Here is a 19,179-nt window from a genome sequence, read left to right on the forward strand (position 1 = left end):
GAGGTAGGACATGCCCGCGAACCTGACAGCCCCCGGCGTCTATATCGAAGAGATCCCGAGCGGAGTGCGCACGATCATCGGCGTCTCCACCTCGGTCACCGCGTTCATCGGACGGGCGCGCCGCGGACCCATGAACCGGGCGACGCGGGTGACGAGCTTCGGCGAGTTCGATCGCACCTTCGGCGGCCTGTGGAACCAGAGCGATCTGGGCCACGTGGTCAGCCACTTCTTTCAGAACGGCGGGCGCGAGGCGCTCATCGTGCGCGTCCACACGGACGCGTCCGCATCGACGGGCGCGGTGCCCGGCGACATGGTGCTCACGGCGACGGCCGCGGCCACCGCGCTGCCGGACTTTCACCACCTGCGCGTGGCCGTGACGCACGGAGGCACGGCGAACGACTACTCGCTGCAGATCACCGCGGTGGACGCCGCGGGCGCCGCCCTGGAGGACGCGGGAGCCGTGGCCTACCGGGTGACGATCCCGCTGAGCCTCGCGAGCAACCCCACCGCTGCCATCGCCGGCGCCGTGACGGGCACAGCCCCGCCGATCGCGCTGGCGCAGCTGTCGAGCCCACCCCCGGCTGCGCGCCCGGGCGTCACGACGGGCGTGGACGGCACGGGGAACACCGTGCGCTTGCCGATCCCGGGCGCGCTCTCGTTCGCCGCGGCCAACCCGGGGACGTGGGGCGATCACGTCCACGTCACGATCACGCCCACCGGCTCCACGTTCACCCTGCAAGCGCAGCTCATCGACGTGACCGGACGCGAGCTGGAGGGCGAGATCTACTACGGCCTCGTCCCCACCCCCGGGGCGCTCACGTACGTCGGCGATGTGCTCGAGAGCCGCTCTGCCCTGCTCCGGCTGACGGCCGCGCCGACCGCCGTTCCCGCCGTGGCTTCCAGCGCGACCCTCGGGGGCGGCTCGGACGGCACGCCGCCGGACATCAGCGCCTACGAGGGCAGCGAGGCGGACCGCACCGGGCTGTATGCGCTCGACGAGATCGACGTGGTGAACCTGCTCTGCGTCCCGTTTCCCGCAGAGGACGCGACGGTGATCGACGAGCCGGATCGCGCCGGGTTCTGGAGCGGCAAGGCGCTGCCGTGGTGCCGCGCGCGCGGCGCGTTCGCCGTGATCGATCCGCCGCCGTCGTGGTCGACCTTCGACGCCGTGAGCCAGGACCTCGCGAACGCCGCGGGGTGGATGAGCAACCTGCAGTCGCCGCATGGCGCGCAGTACTTTCCGAACGTCCGCGTGGCGGATCCGCTCCAGGAAAACAGGCTGCGCACGTTCCCGCCGAGCGGCGTGATCGCTGGCGTGTTCGCGCGCACCGACGGGACGCGCGGCGTGTGGAAGGCGCCCGCGGGCCTCGAGGCCACGCTGGCCGGCGTGCTCGATCTGTCGCGAGGCCTCACGGACGGCGAGCAGGGCACGCTCAACCGCGAGGGCGTCAACTGCCTGCGCGCGTTCGCGGGGGCGGGCCGCGTGGCGTGGGGCGCGCGCACGCTCGTGGGCCAGGACCGCGCCGCGTCGGAGTGGAAATACGTGCCCGTGCGGCGCCTCGCAAGCTACCTCCAGCAGACGCTGCTGCGCGGCACCCGCTGGGCCGTGTTCGAGGGCAACGACGAGCCGCTCTGGTCGCAGCTCCGGCTCAACATCGGGGCTTTCATGCACCAGCTCTTCCGCCAGGGCGCATTCGCCGGTCGCACGCCTTCGGAAGCCTATTTCGTGAGGTGCAACGCCGACACCACGACCCAGGCCGACATCGACGCCGGGATCGTCAATGTGATCATCGGGTTCGCGCCAGTGAAGCCCGCCGAGTTCGTCGTCATCAAGCTGCAGCAAATCGCCGGTCAGAGCACATAGGAGGAGATGATGCCTGCCTTCACGGTCAACACGCAGCGCTTCGACCCGTACAAGAACTTCAAGTTTCGCGTGAAGTGGGATGGCAGGTACGTGGCGGGCGTGAGCAAGGTGAGCGCGCTCAAGCGCACGACGGACGTGGTGGAGCACCGCAGCGGAGGCGACCCCTCGAGCGCGCACAAGTCGCCGGGGCAGACCAAGTGGGAAGCGATCACGCTCGAGCGTGGCGTCACGCACGATCCGGCCTTCGAGCAGTGGGCCGCGAAGGTCTGGCGTCTGGGCGCGGGCCTCGGCGCGGAGGTGTCGCTCGCGGACTTCCGCAAGGACCTCCTCATCGAGGTCTACAACGAGGCCGGCCAGGTCGTGCTTGCGTACAAGGTCTACCGGTGCTGGGTCTCGGAGTACCAGGCATTGCCGGAGCTCGACGCGAGCGCCAACGCGATCGCGATCCAGTCCCTCAAGCTGGAGCACGAGGGGTGGGAGCGCGACGTCTCGGTGGTCGAGCCGACCGAGCCGACGCTGTCCGATGGCTGAGCTCCTGCCGCTGCGACCGGCCGCGGTGCTCGCCGCCTGGGAAGAAGGCCTCTCTCAGGGCAGCGTGGAGCGGGCCCTCACGCTGCTCGCGCTGGCCCTGCCGGGCGTGGCGCGCGACGAGATGGCCGATCTCTCCATCGGGCAGCGTGATGCGCTGCTCCTGGAGCTGCGCGCACGGAGCTTCGGTCCTGTCGCGCCCTGCGTGGTGCGTTGCCCGATCTGCCAAGAGACCCTGGAGTTCCCCGTCCAGCTCCCGGCGCTTCGCGTGCCGGCCCCCGCCGCCGCCGAGGGGGTCGTGACGTTCGGGGATCTTCGCCTGCGCGTGCGGTCCGCCACGAGCCGCGACCTCCTGGCGAGCGCCTGCGCGGCGGATCCGGTGCTGGCGCTGCTCGAGCGGTGCGTGACCGCGGAGCACGCCGCCGCGGGCGACCCCGCGGCCGTGCCGGCGGAGGCGGCCGAGCTCGTGGCGGCCGAGATGGCGCGGCTCGACCCCCAGGCGGACGTGCGCTTCGATCTGTCGTGCGCGGCGTGCGGCGCGGCGTGGACGACCGTGTTCGACGTGGTGGCCTACCTCTGGCGCGAGATCGAGTCCGAAGCGCAGCGCCTGCTGGCCGAGGTCGACGCTCTGGCGCGCGCGTACTGCTGGTCCGAGCTCGCGATCCTCGAGATGTCGCGGCCGCGGCGTCTGGCCTATCTCCGGCTTGCAGGTGCGGCGTGAACTTCCTGGAGTCGCTCGCGGGGCGCGCGCGAGAGACCGTGGCGGTCGTGGAGCCGCCGCGCGTGCCGTTCGTGAACGTGTTCCCGGACGGCGGGCTCGGGGTGCAGAACGACGAGGGGGTACGCCGTGCAGCGCCGGGGATCGCGATCGAGCGTCCTCCGAGCGAGCCGACGCTCCCACGCGCCGCGCGCTCGGCCGGCCGGGAGGAGCTGGCCGTGGCGGCAGCGCCCGCGGAGCCGCGCTCGATGGACGTGCGGCTGCGCGGGAGCCCCGCCGCCCCGGCGCCGGTGCCCGCGCCCTCCGAGCCGCGGGCGCCGCGGGTCGAGCGCGTGATCGAGCAGCACGTCGTGCGCGCCGAGCACGACGGGCGGGAGCGGGCGGGGATCGCTCCTCTGCTGCCCGCGCGTGAAGAGGAGCCGCGCATCGTGCGCGAAGAGCGGTGGCTCCGTGAGGTCCATGAGACGGAGCAGCACGTCACGGAGCGGCGCACCGAGCGCGTGGTGGAGCGCGCCACGGCGCCCGTGAAGGTGCCTCCGATCGTGGCTGCGCCTGCTCCGCCGCCGCGGGGTGCGCGCCCGGAGCTCGCGCCGTCGCCTCGGCCGGCGCCCGTGCCGCTCCCACCCGGACCCAGCAGGCGCGCGCTCCAAGAGGAGGCCGCTGCGCCGACGGGGCCCGCGGCCCCGCCGCCTCCGGTCCATGTCTCGATCGGTCGCATCGTGGTTCGCGTGCAGGCGCCGCCCGTGGCGTCGCGGACCGAGGTCACCCGTCCTGCTCCCCCGGCGCTCAGCCTGGAGGCGTACACGGCAGGGCAGCGCCGCGGAGAGCGTCGATGAGCAACTCCCTCGCCATCGCCACGGTCACAGGGACACTCGTGAACCGCGTGCAGGCCCTGATCAACAGCGTCGGGCTCACCGGCTACGACGCCGCGTCCGATCACCCCAAGACCGACCCGTCGCCGGGCGTATACCTGTCGCTCTACCACCTCGCGCCGAACCCCGCGCTGCGGAACCTCGATCTGCCCACGCGGCGCTCCAGCGGCGAGCCGAGCCAGCGCCCCGTGCTCGCGCTCAGCCTGCGCTACCTGTTCTCGTTCGTCGGCGACGCGGCGCTCTTCGAAGCGGAGCGGCTCGCGGGCCTGGTGCTCGCCGACCTGCATGCGCGGCCAGTGCTGACGCCCGACGAGATCACGACGTACCTCGGCACGCTCGGCGCGGGCCACTACCTGCTCTCGTCCGACCTCGGGCGTCAGATCGAGCGCGTCAAGCTCGCGCCGCTCAACCTGGACACGGAGGAGCTCTCGCGCGTCTGGGGGCTCTACAACCAGAGCTTCTTCGCGCTGTCGATGGCGTGGGAGGCCACCGCGGTCCTGCTCGACGGGGCGGTCGAGCCCAGGGCAGCGCTGCCGGTGGCCACCACCGGGCTCGCGGTGCGGCCCGCCATCACGCCCGCGCTGACCCGTCTGTACGAGGCGTCGAGCCGGCAGCCCGTGGCCGGCGTGAACGACGAGCTGGTGATCGAGGGAACCGGCCTGCTCGGCGAGGTCTCGCGTGTCTTCATCGGCGCGGCGAGCGTGGGCGTCGGCGCCGCGGATCTGCACGGCGGCGCGCTGCGCGTGAGCCTGTCGACCGTGACCGGGCTGCTCCCCGGCGTGCACGCGGTGGTGGTCGAACACCAGGTGCACGTGCCGGGCGCGGCCGGGCCGGGGCTGCGCCCCGGCGGCGCGTCGAACCCGCTCGCCTTGATGGTACGGCCCACGCTCGGCGCGATGTCGTCGTCCGTCGTCGCGCTCTCGCACCGGCGCGTGCGGGTCGCCGTCACGCCGCTCCCTTCGGCCGATCAGTCCGTGGAGCTCGTGCTGGAATCGACCACGGGGCCGGAGCGGCGCAGCAGCCGCAAGTTCACGATCGACGCCGCCGACGTCGTGTTCGACGTGGCCGATCTGCCGAACGGGACGTGGCGCGTGCGCGTGTCGATCGACGGCGCGGACAGCCTGCCCACGATGACCGCCGGCGTGTACGCCGGCCCCACGCTGACCGTGCCATGAAGCCAGCGCAGGCGGCGGTCGGCCCATCCAGCTCGCTCTCGGCCTCGCTCGCCGCCGCGCGCGCGTGCATCGAGCGCGCGAGCAACACCGGCCCTCCGCCCGCGCTGCCCGAGCCGCCGGCCGGCTCGCCGCTCGCGGCGCTGCGCGATCGCTTCCGCCTCTCCGCGTTCGATCTCGCGGTGATCGCGTGCGCTGCTGCGGTCGAGCTCGTGCCGGGCCTCGGCAAGAGCTGCGGCGCCGCGCTCGGGGATCCGGCGCGCCACGCGCTGACGATCGCGCTCTGCATCGCTCGGCTCCCGGGCGCGCGCTGGGACGCGTTCTCGCCGAACGGGCCGCTCTGCCGCTTCCGCCTCGTGCGCCTGGGAGAGGGCGACGTGTTCACGGGGCGCTCCGTCACGTTGCCTGAGCCCGTGCTGCACTTCCTGCTGGGCGCGCCGGGGCGCGACGAACGCCTGGAGGCGCGGCTCCGGGACGTGACACCAGGCTGCGCGCTCCCGCCTTCCCGCCTGGCCGTGGCCAGCACCATCGACAAGACCCTGCGCGGTCCCGACGCGCCGCACGTGCAGCTCGTGGTCGCGAGCGCCGAGGAGGCGCGGCCGCTCTTCGCCGCGGTTGCGGCCGAGCAAGGCCGAGCGCTGTGGGAGCTGCCGGCGTGGGCGCTGCCCGACCCGCCCGAGGAGCGCGTCGACCTGCTCTGGACGTGCGCGCGCGACGCGCGCCTCTGCGGCGCGCTGGTGCTGCTCGACGTCGCGAGCGCCGGCGATCCGGCGCACGCCCGCGCCGCCGTCGATTTCGCGACCCGAGCGCCGGACCCGCTCCTGCTCTGCGGGCCTGAGGTCGTACGGCCGAAGGGGCGTCGCGTCTTCAGCGCGTCGCTGCCGCGCTTGCCCCACGAGGAGGTCAAGGACCTCTGGCAACGGGCGCTGAACGGCGCCGCGGGCGCGGACGATCTCGACATCGCGGGGCTCGCCGCGCGCTTTCAGCTGAGCCCCGACGGCATCGCCTCGGCCGCGACGAGCCTCGCGCACCGCCCGGACGGCGAGGCGCCGGGCCGCGCGGTGTGGCGCGCGTGTCGGCTGCTCTCCCGCGCGCGCCTCGACGATCTCGCGCAGCGCATCGAGCCGGACGCGGACTGGGATCGGCTGATCCTCCCGCCCGAGGAGGTCCGGACCCTGCGCGCGATCGAGGCGCAGGTGCGCCACCGCGCGCGCGTGTTCCACCAGTGGGGCTTCTCCCGCCAGGGGGAGCGCGGCAGCGGCACCGCGGCGATCTTCTCGGGACCGAGCGGTACCGGCAAGACGATGGCGGCGGAGGTGCTCGCCGGCGCGCTCGAGCTGGATCTCTACCGGATCGATCTGTCCTCGGTGGTGAGCAAGTACATCGGGGAGACCGAGAAGAACCTGCGCCGCGTGTTCGACGCGGCCGAGGAGGGCGGCGCGATCCTGCTGTTCGACGAGGCGGATGCGCTCTTCGGCAAGCGCACCGAGGTCAAGGACAGCCACGATCGGCACGCCAACATCGAGGTAAGCTACCTGCTCCAGCGCATGGAGAGCTACCAGGGCCTCGCGATCCTCACGACCAATCTCCGCAAGAACATCGACGACGCGTTCCTGCGGAGGATCCAGTTCGTGGTGGAGTTCCCGTTCCCGGACGTCTCCCAGCGCGAGCGGATCTGGCGAGCGATCTTCCCTCCGCAAACGCCGATCGACGGCGTGGATCCGCGCACGCTCGCGCGCCTCGCCGTGGCCGGCGGCAACATCAAGAACATCGCGCGCAACGCGGCGTACCTCGCGGCGGCCCAGGACCGGCCCGTGGGCATGCAGCACCTGCTCGAGGCCACACGCCTCGAATACACGAAGCTGGGGCAGCCGCTCACGCCCACCGAGATCCGCGGGTGGCTATCATGAGGCCGCAGGCGGTGGAGCTGCACATCGGCGAGCTGGAGCTCGCCGGCCTCGACCCCGCGGGGCGCTTCGACGTGGCGCGGGGCCTCGAGGGCGAGCTCGCCCGGCTGCTCGCGACCGAGGGGGTACCGGCGGGCCTGCTCGCGGGCCGGGCCGTGGTCCCGGAGCTCGTCCTCGATCCCGGGGCCGCGGCGGTCCCGCTGGAGCTCGGGCGCGCCGTGGCCCGCGCTCTCTATGAGGGCTGGCGATGAGGACCCACGCGGCGAGGCACACGCGCGACGCGCGGCGTGACAAACGTCGCGATGGCCCGCGAGCGCGGTCGGCCGGTCCCGATCGCGGGCTGTCCGAGCAGGACAGCCTGCTGGATCATCTGGACCTCGACCCCGGCGCCGCGGTCCCGCAGGTCTCCCCGCTCGCCGAGAGCTGGTCGCAGGTCACGGCCGCGCCCGAGATCGCGCTGCCGCATCGCGAGGAGCTCTCCGCGCTGTTCGGCCGCGATCTGGATCACCTGCAGGTGTTCGCGGGCCCGGAGGCCCGGACCCTGCTCGACTCCCTCGGGGCCGAGGCGGCGACGCGCGGCGAGCAGATCCTCCTGCCGGGACCGGACGCGCCGCTCGAGACCGTCGCGCACGAGGTCGCGCACGCGCTGCAAGGCGGCGGTGGGCTCGAGCAGGATCAGTGGCCCGGTGTGCTCGGCGAGAGCCACGAGGCCGAGGCGCGCGCGGACGCTGCGGCCGCGCACGCGGCACAGGGCGCGGAGGTCCCGAGCGATCTGCTGGCGTCGCTGGATATGCGGCGCGGCTTCGTGGCGCTGCGCAAGGCCGGTCGAGCGCCCGTCCGGCCGCAGGCAGCTGCGGAAGGCGCGGAGGGCGCGGACGAGATCGAGGTGGACGATCCGCCGGCAGCGCGAGAAGCGCCGCGCGCTCGGGCGCAGCCGCAGGGAGCCGCGCGTGGCGGCGGAGGCGGCACGGCCCAGCGGCGCCCCCGTGCCCGCAGGGAGGCGCCTCCGCAGAACGAGGCGCGTGAGCCGCCTGCGCCCGGTGCCCAGCAGGCGCCGGCCCAGGAGCCGGCCGAGGGCGAAGGCGGCGCCACGGACCGTGAAGGGCCCGGAGCGCAGCGCGAATCCGCGCTCGAGCCAGGTCCGGATCGCCAGGCCGAGATACGCGAGTCCCTGCGCGCGGGACAGGAGACCTGGGACGGTGCGAGCGCCACCGCGGGCGAGCACGAGGTGTCCGTGTGCCCGCGCAGCGGCGTGCAGCCGGGCCAGCACCCGTTCGCGCGCGGCCCACCGGTCGAGGTACCCCGCGTCACGAACGAAGCGCCGGCGGCGGCCGCGGAGGCCGAGAGCGTGGACGAGGAGAGCCACCTCCGGGACGCGACGCGAGAGCTGGACGCGCAGGTCGCGCGAGGGCCGCCGTCCGCGGACGGAGCGCGCTCGACCGAGGCGGAGCAGGCCCGCGAGGTGCGCGAGATCGAGCGGAGCGTCGCGGCCGAAGAGGCGCCGGAGGCGCCGGAGACACCGCAGGTCTCCCTCACCGGGGACGCGGATCCCGGTCAGATCGACGCGCGGCAGCGCGAGCTCGACGGCGAGGTCCGCGCCAGCGAAGCGACCGCCCGGGATCGCACCAGAGAAGACTTCGGCGAAGGGCGGCTCGCTCCGGCGAGCGATCCCACCGTGGGCCACGACAGCCAGCTGGAGCAGCTCCAGATCCCCGACGTGCGGCTCGAAGAGGGGCTGCCCCGCGAGCGGCTCGATCGGGTCGCGACCGACGCGAACGCCGGCCAGATGCCGCTCGATCAGGTGCTCGTCGCGCGCGACGAGGACATGCAGCAGTTCCGCGCCACGACCGAGATGCAGGCCGATACGCGCCGGCAGGTCGACGGGCACGTGCACCAGAGCGAGCGCACCGTCGAGCAGATGTGCGCGCGGGCGTGCGCTCAGCGCGATCGGCAAGCCGCGGACGCGCGCTCGGGCGTCGACACGCGGCGGGGCCGGTGGCGCGACGAGACGGACCGGCACGTGCGCAGCCGCCGCACCGAGAGCGAGACGCTCGTGCGCACGCGCGGAGCGCACATCCGCCGCGTGCGCACCGACGCGGACGGGCGCGCAAGCCGGCGCATGCGCACCGCGCGCACCGAGGCGAGCCGCCGCTTCCGGGAGGGGCGCGACCGCGCGAGCAACAAGACCCGCGAGGGGCACGACAGGAGCTGGTGGCAGCGCGGCATCGACTGGTTCCGCCAGCAGCTCGACCGGCTCCGGACGTGGATCCGGGATTTCATCGCCGCGCTCCGCCGCGCGGTCCACGCCTTCCTCGAGGCCGCGCGCTCGGCGGCGCACGCGATCGTCGAGGCCGGCCACCGCGCGATCACCGCCACGATCCAGACCACGAGGCGCGCGCTCGACGTGATCGCGGACAACCTTCCAGGCGAGCTCGGCGAGATCGCGCGCGAGTGGCGCGACGACGCGCACCGCTTCCTCGATGACGTGCAGGCTCGCGTCGATCAGACCGCGGAGGACCTGCACCGCTCGATCGACACGCACATCGACGGGCTCGAGGAGCGTATCGATCGCTCGCTCGACGCGCTGGAGCAGGGCCTGCTCGGCGCCGTCGACTTCCTCGACGAGGCCCTCGAGAGCGGCCCTCTCATGGCGATCCTGAGGCGCGTCTTTCCAAGCCTCGCGGATCTGGTCGACGAAGGGCTGGACGGGCTCGCAGAGCGGGCGGCCGATCGCGTGAACACATGGCTGGAGTCCGCGGTCGAGAGCACCGGCATCGGGAGCCTCACCCAGTGGCTCCAGGACCTGCACGAGCAGAACGTGTGCAGCGAGGAGGGCGCCGAGGCGGCCGAGGAGCGATCCTGCGCGGCGTTCGAGGCCTTGCTCCAGCGGGCGCTCGGCTGGTTCGACGGCCTGCTCGCGAGCCCGGCCGCGCGCTCGATCCAGTCGCGCCTGCAGCAGAGCCGCGATCAGGCGGCCGAGGAGCAGGTGAGCTCGGTCGAGAGCTTCCTTGGCTTCCTCCAGCGGTTCGCCCAGCCCATCTACCGCGCCTGGCAGGCCGTCGAGAGCGCGGCCGGCAGCGTGATGGAGGTGCTCGGTGACGTGGGCCGGACCGTGTGGCGGCACGTCGCGGAGTTCCTCGGCATCGACCCGAACATCGATCCGCTCACCGCGCTCCGGAACGGCATCCAGAGCGTGTGGGACAGCGTGGTCGAGGCCGTCCGGCCGCTCGTTGATGGCATTCGCACTGCGTGGCGCTGGCTCCGCGAGAACAGCCCCATCGGCGCGATCATCGATTTCTTCGGCCGCCTCCCGGAGGCGTGGCGCGCGCTCACCGACTTCGTCGGCCGCATCGGCGACGGCATTGCGTCCGCGCTCGCGACCGCTGCGGAGTTCTTCCGCAACACCGTGATCGGCGCGCTCCAGGGCGTATTGCAGGCGGTGAGCGGCGTCCTGCGCCGGGTCGTCGATGTCGCCGCGGCGTTCGCCGACGGCGTGCTCGGCGCGCTGGAGAGCCTTTTGTCGTGGGAAGCGGGTATTGCCCTGCTCGACGCCCTCGTGGGGGTCGTGCAGGCGGTCTTCGCGCCCATCGTGGCTGGCCTGCGCCTGCTCGCCGACTGCGCGGTCTTCTTCTGGCGCAAGATCGCGGACGCCGTCGGCGATCTCCTGAGCTGGCTCCGCACGCTCGCGGACATCGCCGTCGGCATCGTCATGGCGCTGGCGGCGCCGCCGCTCTCGTTCATCACGTTCTTCGCGGGCGCGGTGTGGCTCTACATCGTCCCGCAGTGCTTCAAGGCGCCGCTCCTCAACTTCTTCCTCGACGTCTGCATACGACTGCTGCGCTTCTTGCCCGAGCCGGCCGATTTTCTCCTGGCGGCCGTGTACAACGGTGCGCTCTCGTTCCTGGAGACCATCCGCGCCTCGCCCGACGAGCAGAAGGTGCGCGCGATCGACCTGTTCGCCAGCATCTTCGCGGGCAACGCGGAGCTCGCCGCCGGCTTCGCGGTAGGCCTGCTCAAGGGCGTGTGGGAGAGCACGGGCGGCACGATCGTCTTCCTCGTTCAAGCGGTCGCGTGGCTCGTCATGCTGCCGGTCCGCCTGGTCCAGTGGGCGGTGGGTCTCGCCACCGGCACGACCGAAGAGGACGGGGTGAGCCCCGGCGGCGCGGCCGGTGAGGAGTCCGCTCCGGAGGGCGGGGGCGAGGGCCCCGAAGAGGCCATCGACGAGGGCGGGACCGCGCTGCGCCGCGCGCGCGATCCACCGGGTCTGCGCGCGGCCGAGGAGCGAACGCCGGGCGAGCCAGCGCGGCAGGAAGACTCGTTGCCTGCGGACGGCGCTGCAGCTGGAGGGGCGGGCGCCGGCGGTGCGGGCCCGGAGCGATCCGCCGAGGCGACGCCGCAGCCCGCCGCGCCCTCGGCCACGGCCGAGGAGGCGGCGCGTGCCCGCGCAGAGCCCGAGAGCCCCGCAGAGCGGGCCGAGGAAGCGGAGGGGGCGGTCGGTCCGAGCACCGACGAGGAAGAGGAGAGCGAACAGGACGGCCAGGACGAGGACGACGAGAGCGAGGACGTCGACGAGGCCGAAGCCGGCGAGGAGGAAGGTGGCGAGCTGGGCGGCGACGAGGCCGACGAGGGCGCGGCGACCGGCGCGTCCGAGGCGCCGCCCCAGGTCCGCACGCCGCCGGGGAGGCCCGCGGCCGCAGCGGCCGGCGGCCGCGTCGCGACGCCGCCTCTTGGCGCGGCGCGGTCACCTGGGGAGCGCCTCGCGCCGCCGGCGTCGGTCGCAGGACAGCTCCCCGCCACGGTTGACGCGGCCGCGGCCGCACCTCCGGAGGAGATCCCCGGCGAACCCGCGTCCGAAGAAGAGGAGAGCGACGGCGAGACCTCCGGCGAGCGGGAGGAAGGCGCCGAGGGGGCGACCGGCGGGGAAGGGGAGACCGGCGCGGAGGGACCAGGTGAGGAAGCGCCCGCGGCGCCCGATCTCCCATCGGTCGGGGAGTTCTTCCGCCAGCTCGCGACCGAGGGCTTCACGCGCGAGGACGTGCGCGGTCTGCTCGACGGTATACGTGCGGCGTCGCGCGGCCTCGTGCGCTCGCTCGCGCAGAGCGCTGCGCGGTCGCTCCTCGATGCGCTCAACGCGCGCGGCGCCGCGTACCAGATCGGCGAGGCCATGGGCACGATCGCCGGCATGGTCATCGTGGAGGTCGTGCTGGCCATCTTCACGGGCGGCGGCAGCACGGCCGTCACGGCGGCGAAGGCGATCCTTCAGGGAAGCCGCGGCGTGGCGCGCCTTGCGAGCGTGGTGTCTCGATTGCGGCGCGCGGTACAGCCGTTGTTCGAGATGATCAACCGGCTTCGCCGCTCGGCGCAGGGGTTGCTCTCACGCGTGATGGGGTGGCTCGACAACGTGGTTCAATGGATGCAGCGCACCCTGCGCCGCTTCCTCGGCCGCGGCCCGCACGCGCCCCGGCCGCACGTGCCCACGCCGCGGCCGCGCGCGCCCACACCGCGGCCGCGTGGGCCGCGGCCCGGAGGACCGCGTAGAGCGGGAGCGCCGAGAAGGGGGACGGGGCCGCGAAGAGGGGCGGGGCCGCGAAGGGGCGCCGGACCGCGCAGGGGAACGGGGCCGCGTCGAGGGACGGGGCCGCGCAGGGGAACAGGGCCGCGTCGAGGGACGGGGCCGCGGCGTACAGGCGCGGGACGCGGACGCGGTGCAGGACGCGGTCGCGGACGCGGTGCAGGGCGCGGCCGCGGGAGAGGTCGAGGGCGCGGGAGAGGTCGAGGGCGCGGCCGTGGAAGAGGTCGAGGGCGTGGCCGCGGTCGAAGAGGACGGCGCCGCAGGCGTCGTGATCGCGGCGGGATCGCGGTTCGCGTACGTCTGGCTGCCACGGCTGCGTGGCGTGCGGTGACCGGGCTGGCACGTACGCGCGTCGTGCCTCGCACCCAGATCTTGCGGACCGCGCGCAGCGCCGCGCGTTCCGCCGCGCGCGGGATCTCCATCCGAGTGGCGACGCGGCATCTTGGAACCCATATGTGGACGCTCCGTGTGAGCGGCCGCCGGCGCGGAAGGCGCGCGACCGTCAGCCGGGGCCGCGCGTGGTTCGGCCGCAACGAGCGGCGGCAACCGTGGTACTCCGCGGCGCCGGATCAGACGCGGCGGCACCGGCGCGCGGTGGATCATCTGGAGCGCGAGGCGGATCAAGAGGCGCGTCAATTCCACGGCCGGGACCAGTCGCTGCGCGCGTTGCACCGCTCCCTGACACCGCTCCTGTCACGTCTTGAAAGGGCGCCTCGGCCAGCCCTTCTTCAGGGGATGAGCCTCGACGTCCAGGAGGCGAGGTTCGACCCTGACAACAGGCATCATGCGCTACGATATCATTACAAGATCGAGCCGAACACGCTGGGAGGAACGTTCACCGTCGAGGCCCCGGGTGAGTCCAACACCTTCGCCACCTACGATCTGCACCACCCTGCCGTCACCCATCTTTCCCCTAGCGAGTTTGGCCCTTGGGAGCTGATGACATGGAACCACACGCCCTCGTTGACCGCATCTGCCTCCCTGTCGCCCCAACAGGTTCGCCCATCGTATTTCAGAGTCGCTCCCCCGCCGCCATGGCGCGTACGTACGTCTCCAGGGGCCAAGCGTATGCGGTGGGAGGGTGCCCTGAGGACGCATAGCTATCCGCCCGAATCCTACCACTGGGACGATTCCTACAAAACCGACTCCACCGCGATGCCACGTTTCAAGTCCGGGGCGCTCCGGACCAACATGGTCAATCAACGCAGTCGATGGCTCCGCCAGCGCATCTTGGACGCGACGACGGAAACATCGAACGAGAACGTGGTTGGTCTGATCTGTGATGCCAACAACGCGACACATCCGCGGAGCGCCGACCTCGATCTGGACGAGCGGTCGGGCGGCCACACCATCGCGAACCACGTGCTGGGCGACGGCTTCGGCGTGCAGGACGAACGGGATATCGCGCTGCGCGCGGCGTTTGAGGTGGTCCCGGGGCGAGCGCCGCCCCCGGCCACCGCCGGACCGGGCCCTTTCCGGGGCGCCGGCCTCGACGGAGGGCGCGTGGCGTCCGGGTTCCGGGATCGAGCGGCCGCGAATCGAGCTGCCCAGCGTGCCAGGAACTACATGAACGGTGCGTGGGTGCGATACCTGCGCGATCGGTTCGCATCCTCCTACGAACCGAATCGGTTCCACATCCACGTACCCCGCGGAGACGTCGTCGCATATCGCCGCCGCCGCGCGGCTCCCCATCAAGATCAGGACATGCCGACTTATGTGACTTACGGTCCCCGTAGAGCCACCCCTGCTGTGGGCCGCCGTCCGCTCTTTGAAGCAGATCGAGCGGCTTCGGGCGCGTCCGCCCGGATGCGCCCGTTGACGGAGCCGTACACGCTCTCGGGGCGGGTCCTCGTCGTCGTCAAGGCCACGCAGGCCGCGAACTCCGGGGGCTGGTACATTTTGACCATGTACCCCGAGACCTAGATGACAGGCCTCCCTGCGGTAAGGACTCACCCGACCACGTGGTCGCGATGGACCATGTACCCCAAGACACAGGCGAAGCAGCATGCGCACATCGACCCGCTTGACACCGACCCCCGACGCGGCCGCCATCGCGTCGCTCAGCGAGCGAGCTTGGGGTGAGATCGGCAACTGGCTCGCTGGGTTGCCTGCTCGATCGGTCCCAGCGGTCGTGCGCGGGCTGCAGGAGCCGCTCGCCGTCTGGCCTGCCCGCCTGCGCGTGGCGCGCAGCCTCGATCCCTGGGATCCTGGCGGCATCTGGTGGACACTGGGCTGCCGGTCCGGTCTGCGCGGGCGTCCCGCGAACCTGGTCCGCTGCCTCGTCGCGGGCGCACCCGAGGTCCTCGGCCTGTCCCCTGACTGCGGGTGGTCCAAAGCGATGCACCCGGACTGCGATTTCCGGATGCTCAACCTCGGGGAACCTGCGGACTTGACCCTGACGCTCCGGTTCCTGGCCGAGCTGCGCGGGCTCGACCTCTCCGCGGCGCACCCGCCGAGGAGGGCCAGACAAGCATTCGTGCACAGCCTCCAAGCCGGCGTGATCGATCGAATGCATCGATTGAATCTTCTCAGGCTTGAGCTCGGCCCTGCGTCTCGGCCGTTCTTGCCACGGGGCCATGGATCGCAGGACCTATGGAGCCTGGAGCTCGGCATGAATGGCCTTTCCTCGGCTCTCTCCCCGGCGGTTCACCGACTGGCCGTCCCCGGTGGCTTGCGTGTGTTGGGCATCGGCGGCAACGAGGCTTCTCTCGAGCAGATGCGGTTTCTCGCGGACGACGGGTTCATCGAGGGATTGACGCACCTCGACCTCGGTCCCAACCTCGTCACGGGCAGCGACGTCCATGATCTGCTTCGTGCTGGCCGACCGGCGGGGCTCCAGTCCCTGAGACTGTCAGGCATCGAGGGGATCGAGCAGACCTTGCCGGAGCTGCTCGATCCGGCCCTGCTTCCCGCGCTCCGTTCTCTCGGCCTGGCCACAACCGGTCTTACTGGGCGAGGTCTGCGGCATCTCGCCGAAAGCTCGATGTTCGGTCGGCTCCAGGAGATCGACCTGGCTGGCAACGACTTCCAAGACGATGACCTGGAGAGCTTGCTAGCGGTGCCGCGTCCTGCCGGGCTGGCGGTACGGATCGATGAGGACGGCCTAGCGGAGCAGACCCGCGAGCGATTGCATCAATGGCTCGGGAGCGCCCCAGGGAGCTGACGCTGCTCCCTTTCGCGCTCCACGCACCTCGGCCGCCGCCGGAGACGCCGCCCTTTACCCCGCCCCTCTGTCCATGGTCTACTCCGTCCCCGGAGGAGCTTCCGTGTCCGCTTTCCCCGGCACGCCACGCACGTTGAAAGGGGCGCTCGTGGCCATCGATCCGCTCGGCGGGCAGCCGACGGTCGTGCTCTTCCAGTACAACCCGCACACGCTCACGCGCCAGCTCGAGGCGCGCGGCGCGGACGGCGGGCCCGCGGCCACGAGCTACACGGGCGCGCCGGTCGAGACCATCAACGTCGAGGTCGAGCTCGACGCGACCGACGGCCTGGAGACGCAGGACCCGCTCGCCGTATCGCTCGGCATCCACCCGCAGCTCGCGGCGCTGGAGAAGCTCGTGTACCCGCCCTCGGCGCGCATCATCGCCAACACGGTGCTCGCGGCGTTCGGCAGCATCGAGGTCGTGCCGCCGCAGGGGCCGCTCATTCTGTTCATCTGGGGGCCGAAGCGCGTGCTCCCGGTCAGCGTCAAGCAGTTCTCCATTGTCGAGGAGGCGCACGATCCTCAGCTCAACCCGATTCGCGCGCGCGTGTCGCTGGGGCTGCGCGTGCTTTCCACCGACGATCTCGGTCCCATGCACCCGGGGCACGCCCTGTTCCTCGCCCACCAGGTCGCGAAGGAGGTCATGGCCGGCCTCGCCTCGGTGACGAGCACAGCCAGCGCGCTCAGCGCCTCGTGAGGTAACCCATGGTCGATCCCACCAGCCGTTACGCCGCTGCCAGCCAGGCCCCGCTCCTCTGGGTCGACGCCACGGGGCGCGAGATCCGCTATCTCCCGCGCAGGTTCCTCGCGCCGGTCGACGCGTTCGAGATCCTCGCCGAGGTGAGGGTGCAGGGCGGCGAGCGCCTCGACCTCATCGCCGCCCGGACGCTGGGCTCCGCCGAGGCGTGGTGGCGGGTCGCCGACGCCAACGAGGCCCTCGATCCCGCCACGCTCACCGCCGAGCCGGGCGCGCACCTGCGCGTGCCCGTGCCGCGACCGTAAAGGGTTCGGGATGCTCCCGGGCGCGGTCCTGACGCTGCTCTGCGGTCCCGCGGTTCCGCTGCCCGCGCCGGATCTCGCCGCGTTGCTCGACACCGTGTCCGTCAGCCACAGCGACGAGGGGCGATCGACGTTCCAGATCGTGTTCCGCGCGCTCCGCGATGCGGTCACCGGCCTCCTCGACTATCCGATCCTGCTCAGCCAGCGCGTGAAGGTCGGGACGCGCATCGTCCTCGTCGTCACGGTGAACGCGATCCCGCAGGTCCTGATGGACGGGATCATCACGCACCAGCAGCTCAACCCGGGCGACAAGCCGGGCAGCGGATCCATCACGGTCACCGGCGAGGACCTCGGGGTGCTCCTCGATCAGCTCGAGGTGCGCATGCCGTTCCCGGGCAACGACACAGCGCTCGCCTACACGTTGCTCGGGCCCTATGCCGCGCTCGGCCTCACGCCCATGGTGCTGCCCCCGCCGACGGACGTGCCGCCGGATCCGACGCGCGAGCTGCCGCACCCGCAGGGCACCGCCTGGGCCATCCTCACGCAGAAGGCGCAGCAGCACAGCTGCGTGTTCTTCGTCCTGCCAGGCCCCTTGCCGGGGCAGAGCATCGCGTATTTCGGTCCTCGCATCCCGGCGTTTCTTCCGCAGCGCGCGCTGACCACCGGCATGGGATCGGCGAACAACGTCACCAGCATCTCCTTCCAGCATGACGGCACGCAATCGACGCAGGTGATCGGGCTGGTGCAGGACGACAACCCCGCGGCCACGGTCCCGCCGCTCCCCGTGTTCGGCGTGCCGCTGCTGACGCCGCCGCTCGCGGCGATGCCTTCGCTCTACGTCAACGCGCCCATCATGAAGACCAAGTTCCTCGAGGCGACCGCGCGCGCGAACTACGTCCGCGCCCTGCTCCAGGCCTCGTCCGAGACCACGGCCTCCACGGTGAAATCGGTCACGGCGTCGGGTGAGCTGGACACGGCCCGTTACGGCGGGGTGCTCTACGCGCGGCAGCTTGTCGGCGTCCGAGGCGTGGGATACAGCTTCGATGGCTTGTATTACGTCAAGAGCGTCTCGCACTCGATCAAGCGTGGCGAATACAAACAGAGCTTTCAGCTCTCGCGCGAGGGCCTGGGGGCCACGGTCCCGGCGGTCATCCCATGAGCACTTACTTCGGCAAATACCGCGGCACCGTGATCAACAACTTCGATCCGATGCAGATCGGCCGCGTCCAGATCAGCTGCCCGGCCGTGCTCGGCGAGAGCATCCTCGCGTGGGCCATGCCGTGCGCGCCCTACGCCGGCGATGGAGAGGGCCTGTGGTTGGTCCCGCCGATCGGCGCCAACGTGTGGATCGAGTTCGAGGCCGGCAATCGCGACAAACCGATCTGGGTCGGCGGTTTCTGGAACGTCGGGCGCACGCCGGCGCTGCCCGGCCTGCCGACCACGAAGATCCTCAAGACCGCGGGCGCGACGCTCAAGCTCGACGATCTGCCGGGCGCGGGCGGGGTCACGATCGAGGTGGGGCCGCCGGTCGTCGGCGTGCCGGTGAAGATCGTGCTCAACGCGCAGGGCATCGAGATCTCCTGCGGCGCGGCGAGCGTGAAGCTCGATCCGGCCCGCGTGAGCCTCAACAACGGCGCGCTGGAGGTGATCTGATGGGCTCTCCGGTGCTGCACCAGGGCGCGCAGATCCAGTGTCCGCACGGCGTGCCCGCGCAGGCCGTTCCGTCGCAGGTCCGCGTGACCCTCAGCGGCCAGCCGATGCTCACGCAGGCGGACACGTTCACGGTGGGCGGCTGCCCGTTCCAGCTCCCGGGGCCCACGCCGTCTCCCTGCGTGCAGGTGCGCTGGCTCGTGCCCTCGCTGCGCGTGCGCGCGGGCGGCACGCCGGTCCTGCTGCAGTCGAGCTCCTCGCTATGCCAGGCCGCCACCCAGGCGCCGCAGGGGCCGGCGATCGTCGCGGCCGTCTCGCCGCGGGTGACGGCGTTATGAGGGCGCTCTCGTTCCCCTATCGGATCGACCAGACCGGCCGCACGGCCACCGTCTCGGCCGACGACGAGGTGCGCGAGCTCATCGAGCAGCTCCTGTTCGTCGCGCCCGGCGAGCGGGTCATGCGGCCCACGCTCGGCAGCGGCGTCGGGCAGCTCGTGTTCGCGCCGGCCGGCGAGCAGCTCGCGGCCACGACGCAGCACCTGGTGCAGGGCGCGCTCCAGACATGGCTGGGCGATCGCCTGCTCGTGGAGAGCGTCGATGTGGCCGCCGAGGAGGCGATGCTGACCGTGTCCGTCCGGTACCGCGTGCGCGTGAGCGCCGAGGCGCGCACGGTCGTCGTCCGGGGCGAGGTGTGAC

The 19,179-nt window shown here is 72.3% G+C and carries 15 protein-coding genes; all 15 read left to right on the forward strand.

Annotated elements, in window-relative coordinates; genetic code table 11:
• Window positions 1-10: 10 nt before the first annotated feature.
• Entirely contained in the window at window positions 11-1,864 is a 1,854-nt protein-coding gene (locus WMF27_RS10545; protein ID WP_437768990.1) for a phage tail sheath family protein, read from the forward strand.
• Window positions 1,865-1,873: 9 nt separating this feature from the next.
• Window positions 1,874-2,395, forward strand: coding sequence for a phage tail protein (locus WMF27_RS10550; RefSeq protein WP_437769871.1), 522 nt, complete (start codon window positions 1,874-1,876; stop codon window positions 2,393-2,395).
• A complete protein-coding gene (locus WMF27_RS10555; protein ID WP_437768989.1) occupies window positions 2,388-3,113 on the forward strand; it encodes a phage baseplate protein in 726 nt (241 codons plus the stop codon). Before WMF27_RS10550 ends, WMF27_RS10555 begins: the two co-directional genes overlap by 8 nt.
• Window positions 3,110-3,946, forward strand: coding sequence for a hypothetical protein (locus tag WMF27_RS10560; RefSeq protein ID WP_437768988.1), 837 nt, complete (start codon window positions 3,110-3,112; stop codon window positions 3,944-3,946). The genes WMF27_RS10555 and WMF27_RS10560 overlap by 4 nt, the downstream gene beginning before the upstream one ends.
• Entirely contained in the window at window positions 3,943-5,157 is a 1,215-nt protein-coding gene (locus WMF27_RS10565) for a DUF4255 domain-containing protein (RefSeq protein WP_437768987.1), read from the forward strand. The genes WMF27_RS10560 and WMF27_RS10565 overlap by 4 nt, the downstream gene beginning before the upstream one ends.
• The gene (locus WMF27_RS10570) at window positions 5,154-7,064 is read left to right on the forward strand and encodes an ATP-binding protein (protein ID WP_437944125.1); all 1,911 of its coding nucleotides are present in this window, start codon (window positions 5,154-5,156) and stop codon (window positions 7,062-7,064) included. Before WMF27_RS10565 ends, WMF27_RS10570 begins: the two co-directional genes overlap by 4 nt.
• Window positions 7,052-7,312, forward strand: coding sequence for a hypothetical protein (locus WMF27_RS10575; protein ID WP_437944126.1), 261 nt, complete (start codon window positions 7,052-7,054; stop codon window positions 7,310-7,312). Before WMF27_RS10570 ends, WMF27_RS10575 begins: the two co-directional genes overlap by 13 nt.
• The gene (locus WMF27_RS10580) at window positions 7,309-14,556 is read left to right on the forward strand and encodes an eCIS core domain-containing protein (protein WP_437768984.1); all 7,248 of its coding nucleotides are present in this window, start codon (window positions 7,309-7,311) and stop codon (window positions 14,554-14,556) included. Before WMF27_RS10575 ends, WMF27_RS10580 begins: the two co-directional genes overlap by 4 nt.
• Window positions 14,557-14,638: 82 nt before the next feature.
• Window positions 14,639-15,796 carry a hypothetical protein gene (locus tag WMF27_RS10585; RefSeq protein WP_437768983.1) on the forward strand — a complete coding sequence of 386 codons (1,158 nt, stop codon included), beginning with the start codon at window positions 14,639-14,641 and terminating at the stop codon, window positions 15,794-15,796.
• A 103-nt stretch (window positions 15,797-15,899) separates the two neighbouring features.
• Entirely contained in the window at window positions 15,900-16,532 is a 633-nt protein-coding gene (locus WMF27_RS10590) for a hypothetical protein (protein WP_437768982.1), read from the forward strand.
• A gap of 8 nt (window positions 16,533-16,540) precedes the next feature.
• Window positions 16,541-16,837 carry a hypothetical protein gene (locus WMF27_RS10595; protein ID WP_437768981.1) on the forward strand — a complete coding sequence of 99 codons (297 nt, stop codon included), beginning with the start codon at window positions 16,541-16,543 and terminating at the stop codon, window positions 16,835-16,837.
• A gap of 10 nt (window positions 16,838-16,847) precedes the next feature.
• Window positions 16,848-17,993 (forward strand): hypothetical protein, encoded by a 1,146-nt coding sequence (locus tag WMF27_RS10600; protein WP_437768980.1) that lies wholly within the window; start codon window positions 16,848-16,850, stop codon window positions 17,991-17,993.
• Window positions 17,990-18,487 carry a phage baseplate assembly protein V gene (locus WMF27_RS10605; protein WP_437768979.1) on the forward strand — a complete coding sequence of 166 codons (498 nt, stop codon included), beginning with the start codon at window positions 17,990-17,992 and terminating at the stop codon, window positions 18,485-18,487. Before WMF27_RS10600 ends, WMF27_RS10605 begins: the two co-directional genes overlap by 4 nt.
• The gene (locus WMF27_RS10610) at window positions 18,487-18,822 is read left to right on the forward strand and encodes a hypothetical protein (RefSeq protein WP_437768978.1); all 336 of its coding nucleotides are present in this window, start codon (window positions 18,487-18,489) and stop codon (window positions 18,820-18,822) included. The genes WMF27_RS10605 and WMF27_RS10610 overlap by 1 nt, the downstream gene beginning before the upstream one ends.
• The gene (locus WMF27_RS10615) at window positions 18,819-19,178 is read left to right on the forward strand and encodes a GPW/gp25 family protein (protein ID WP_437768977.1); all 360 of its coding nucleotides are present in this window, start codon (window positions 18,819-18,821) and stop codon (window positions 19,176-19,178) included. Before WMF27_RS10610 ends, WMF27_RS10615 begins: the two co-directional genes overlap by 4 nt.
• Window position 19,179: the final 1 nt, after the last annotated feature.

The sequence above is a fragment of the Sorangium sp. So ce281 genome, assembly GCF_051527395.1.
GTDB classification, from domain to species: domain Bacteria; phylum Myxococcota_A; class Polyangia; order Polyangiales; family Polyangiaceae; genus Sorangium; species Sorangium cellulosum_B.

Excerpts from the sequence above, each read along its gene's own strand:
- WMF27_RS10595 (WP_437768981.1), top strand. The coding sequence starts at position 16,541 with ATGGTCGATCCCACCAGCCGTTACGCCGCTGCCAGCCAGGCCCCGCTC.
- WMF27_RS10555 (WP_437768989.1), top strand. The coding sequence starts at position 2,388 with ATGGCTGAGCTCCTGCCGCTGCGACCGGCCGCGGTGCTCGCCGCCTGG.
- WMF27_RS10565 (WP_437768987.1), top strand. The coding sequence starts at position 3,943 with ATGAGCAACTCCCTCGCCATCGCCACGGTCACAGGGACACTCGTGAAC.
- WMF27_RS10550 (WP_437769871.1), top strand. The coding sequence starts at position 1,874 with ATGCCTGCCTTCACGGTCAACACGCAGCGCTTCGACCCGTACAAGAAC.
- WMF27_RS10580 (WP_437768984.1), top strand. The coding sequence starts at position 7,309 with ATGAGGACCCACGCGGCGAGGCACACGCGCGACGCGCGGCGTGACAAA.
- WMF27_RS10615 (WP_437768977.1), top strand. The coding sequence starts at position 18,819 with ATGAGGGCGCTCTCGTTCCCCTATCGGATCGACCAGACCGGCCGCACG.
- WMF27_RS10610 (WP_437768978.1), top strand. The coding sequence starts at position 18,487 with ATGGGCTCTCCGGTGCTGCACCAGGGCGCGCAGATCCAGTGTCCGCAC.
- WMF27_RS10545 (WP_437768990.1), top strand. The coding sequence starts at position 11 with ATGCCCGCGAACCTGACAGCCCCCGGCGTCTATATCGAAGAGATCCCG.
- WMF27_RS10605 (WP_437768979.1), top strand. The coding sequence starts at position 17,990 with ATGAGCACTTACTTCGGCAAATACCGCGGCACCGTGATCAACAACTTC.
- WMF27_RS10600 (WP_437768980.1), top strand. The coding sequence starts at position 16,848 with ATGCTCCCGGGCGCGGTCCTGACGCTGCTCTGCGGTCCCGCGGTTCCG.
- WMF27_RS10570 (WP_437944125.1), top strand. The coding sequence starts at position 5,154 with ATGAAGCCAGCGCAGGCGGCGGTCGGCCCATCCAGCTCGCTCTCGGCC.
- WMF27_RS10585 (WP_437768983.1), top strand. The coding sequence starts at position 14,639 with ATGCGCACATCGACCCGCTTGACACCGACCCCCGACGCGGCCGCCATC.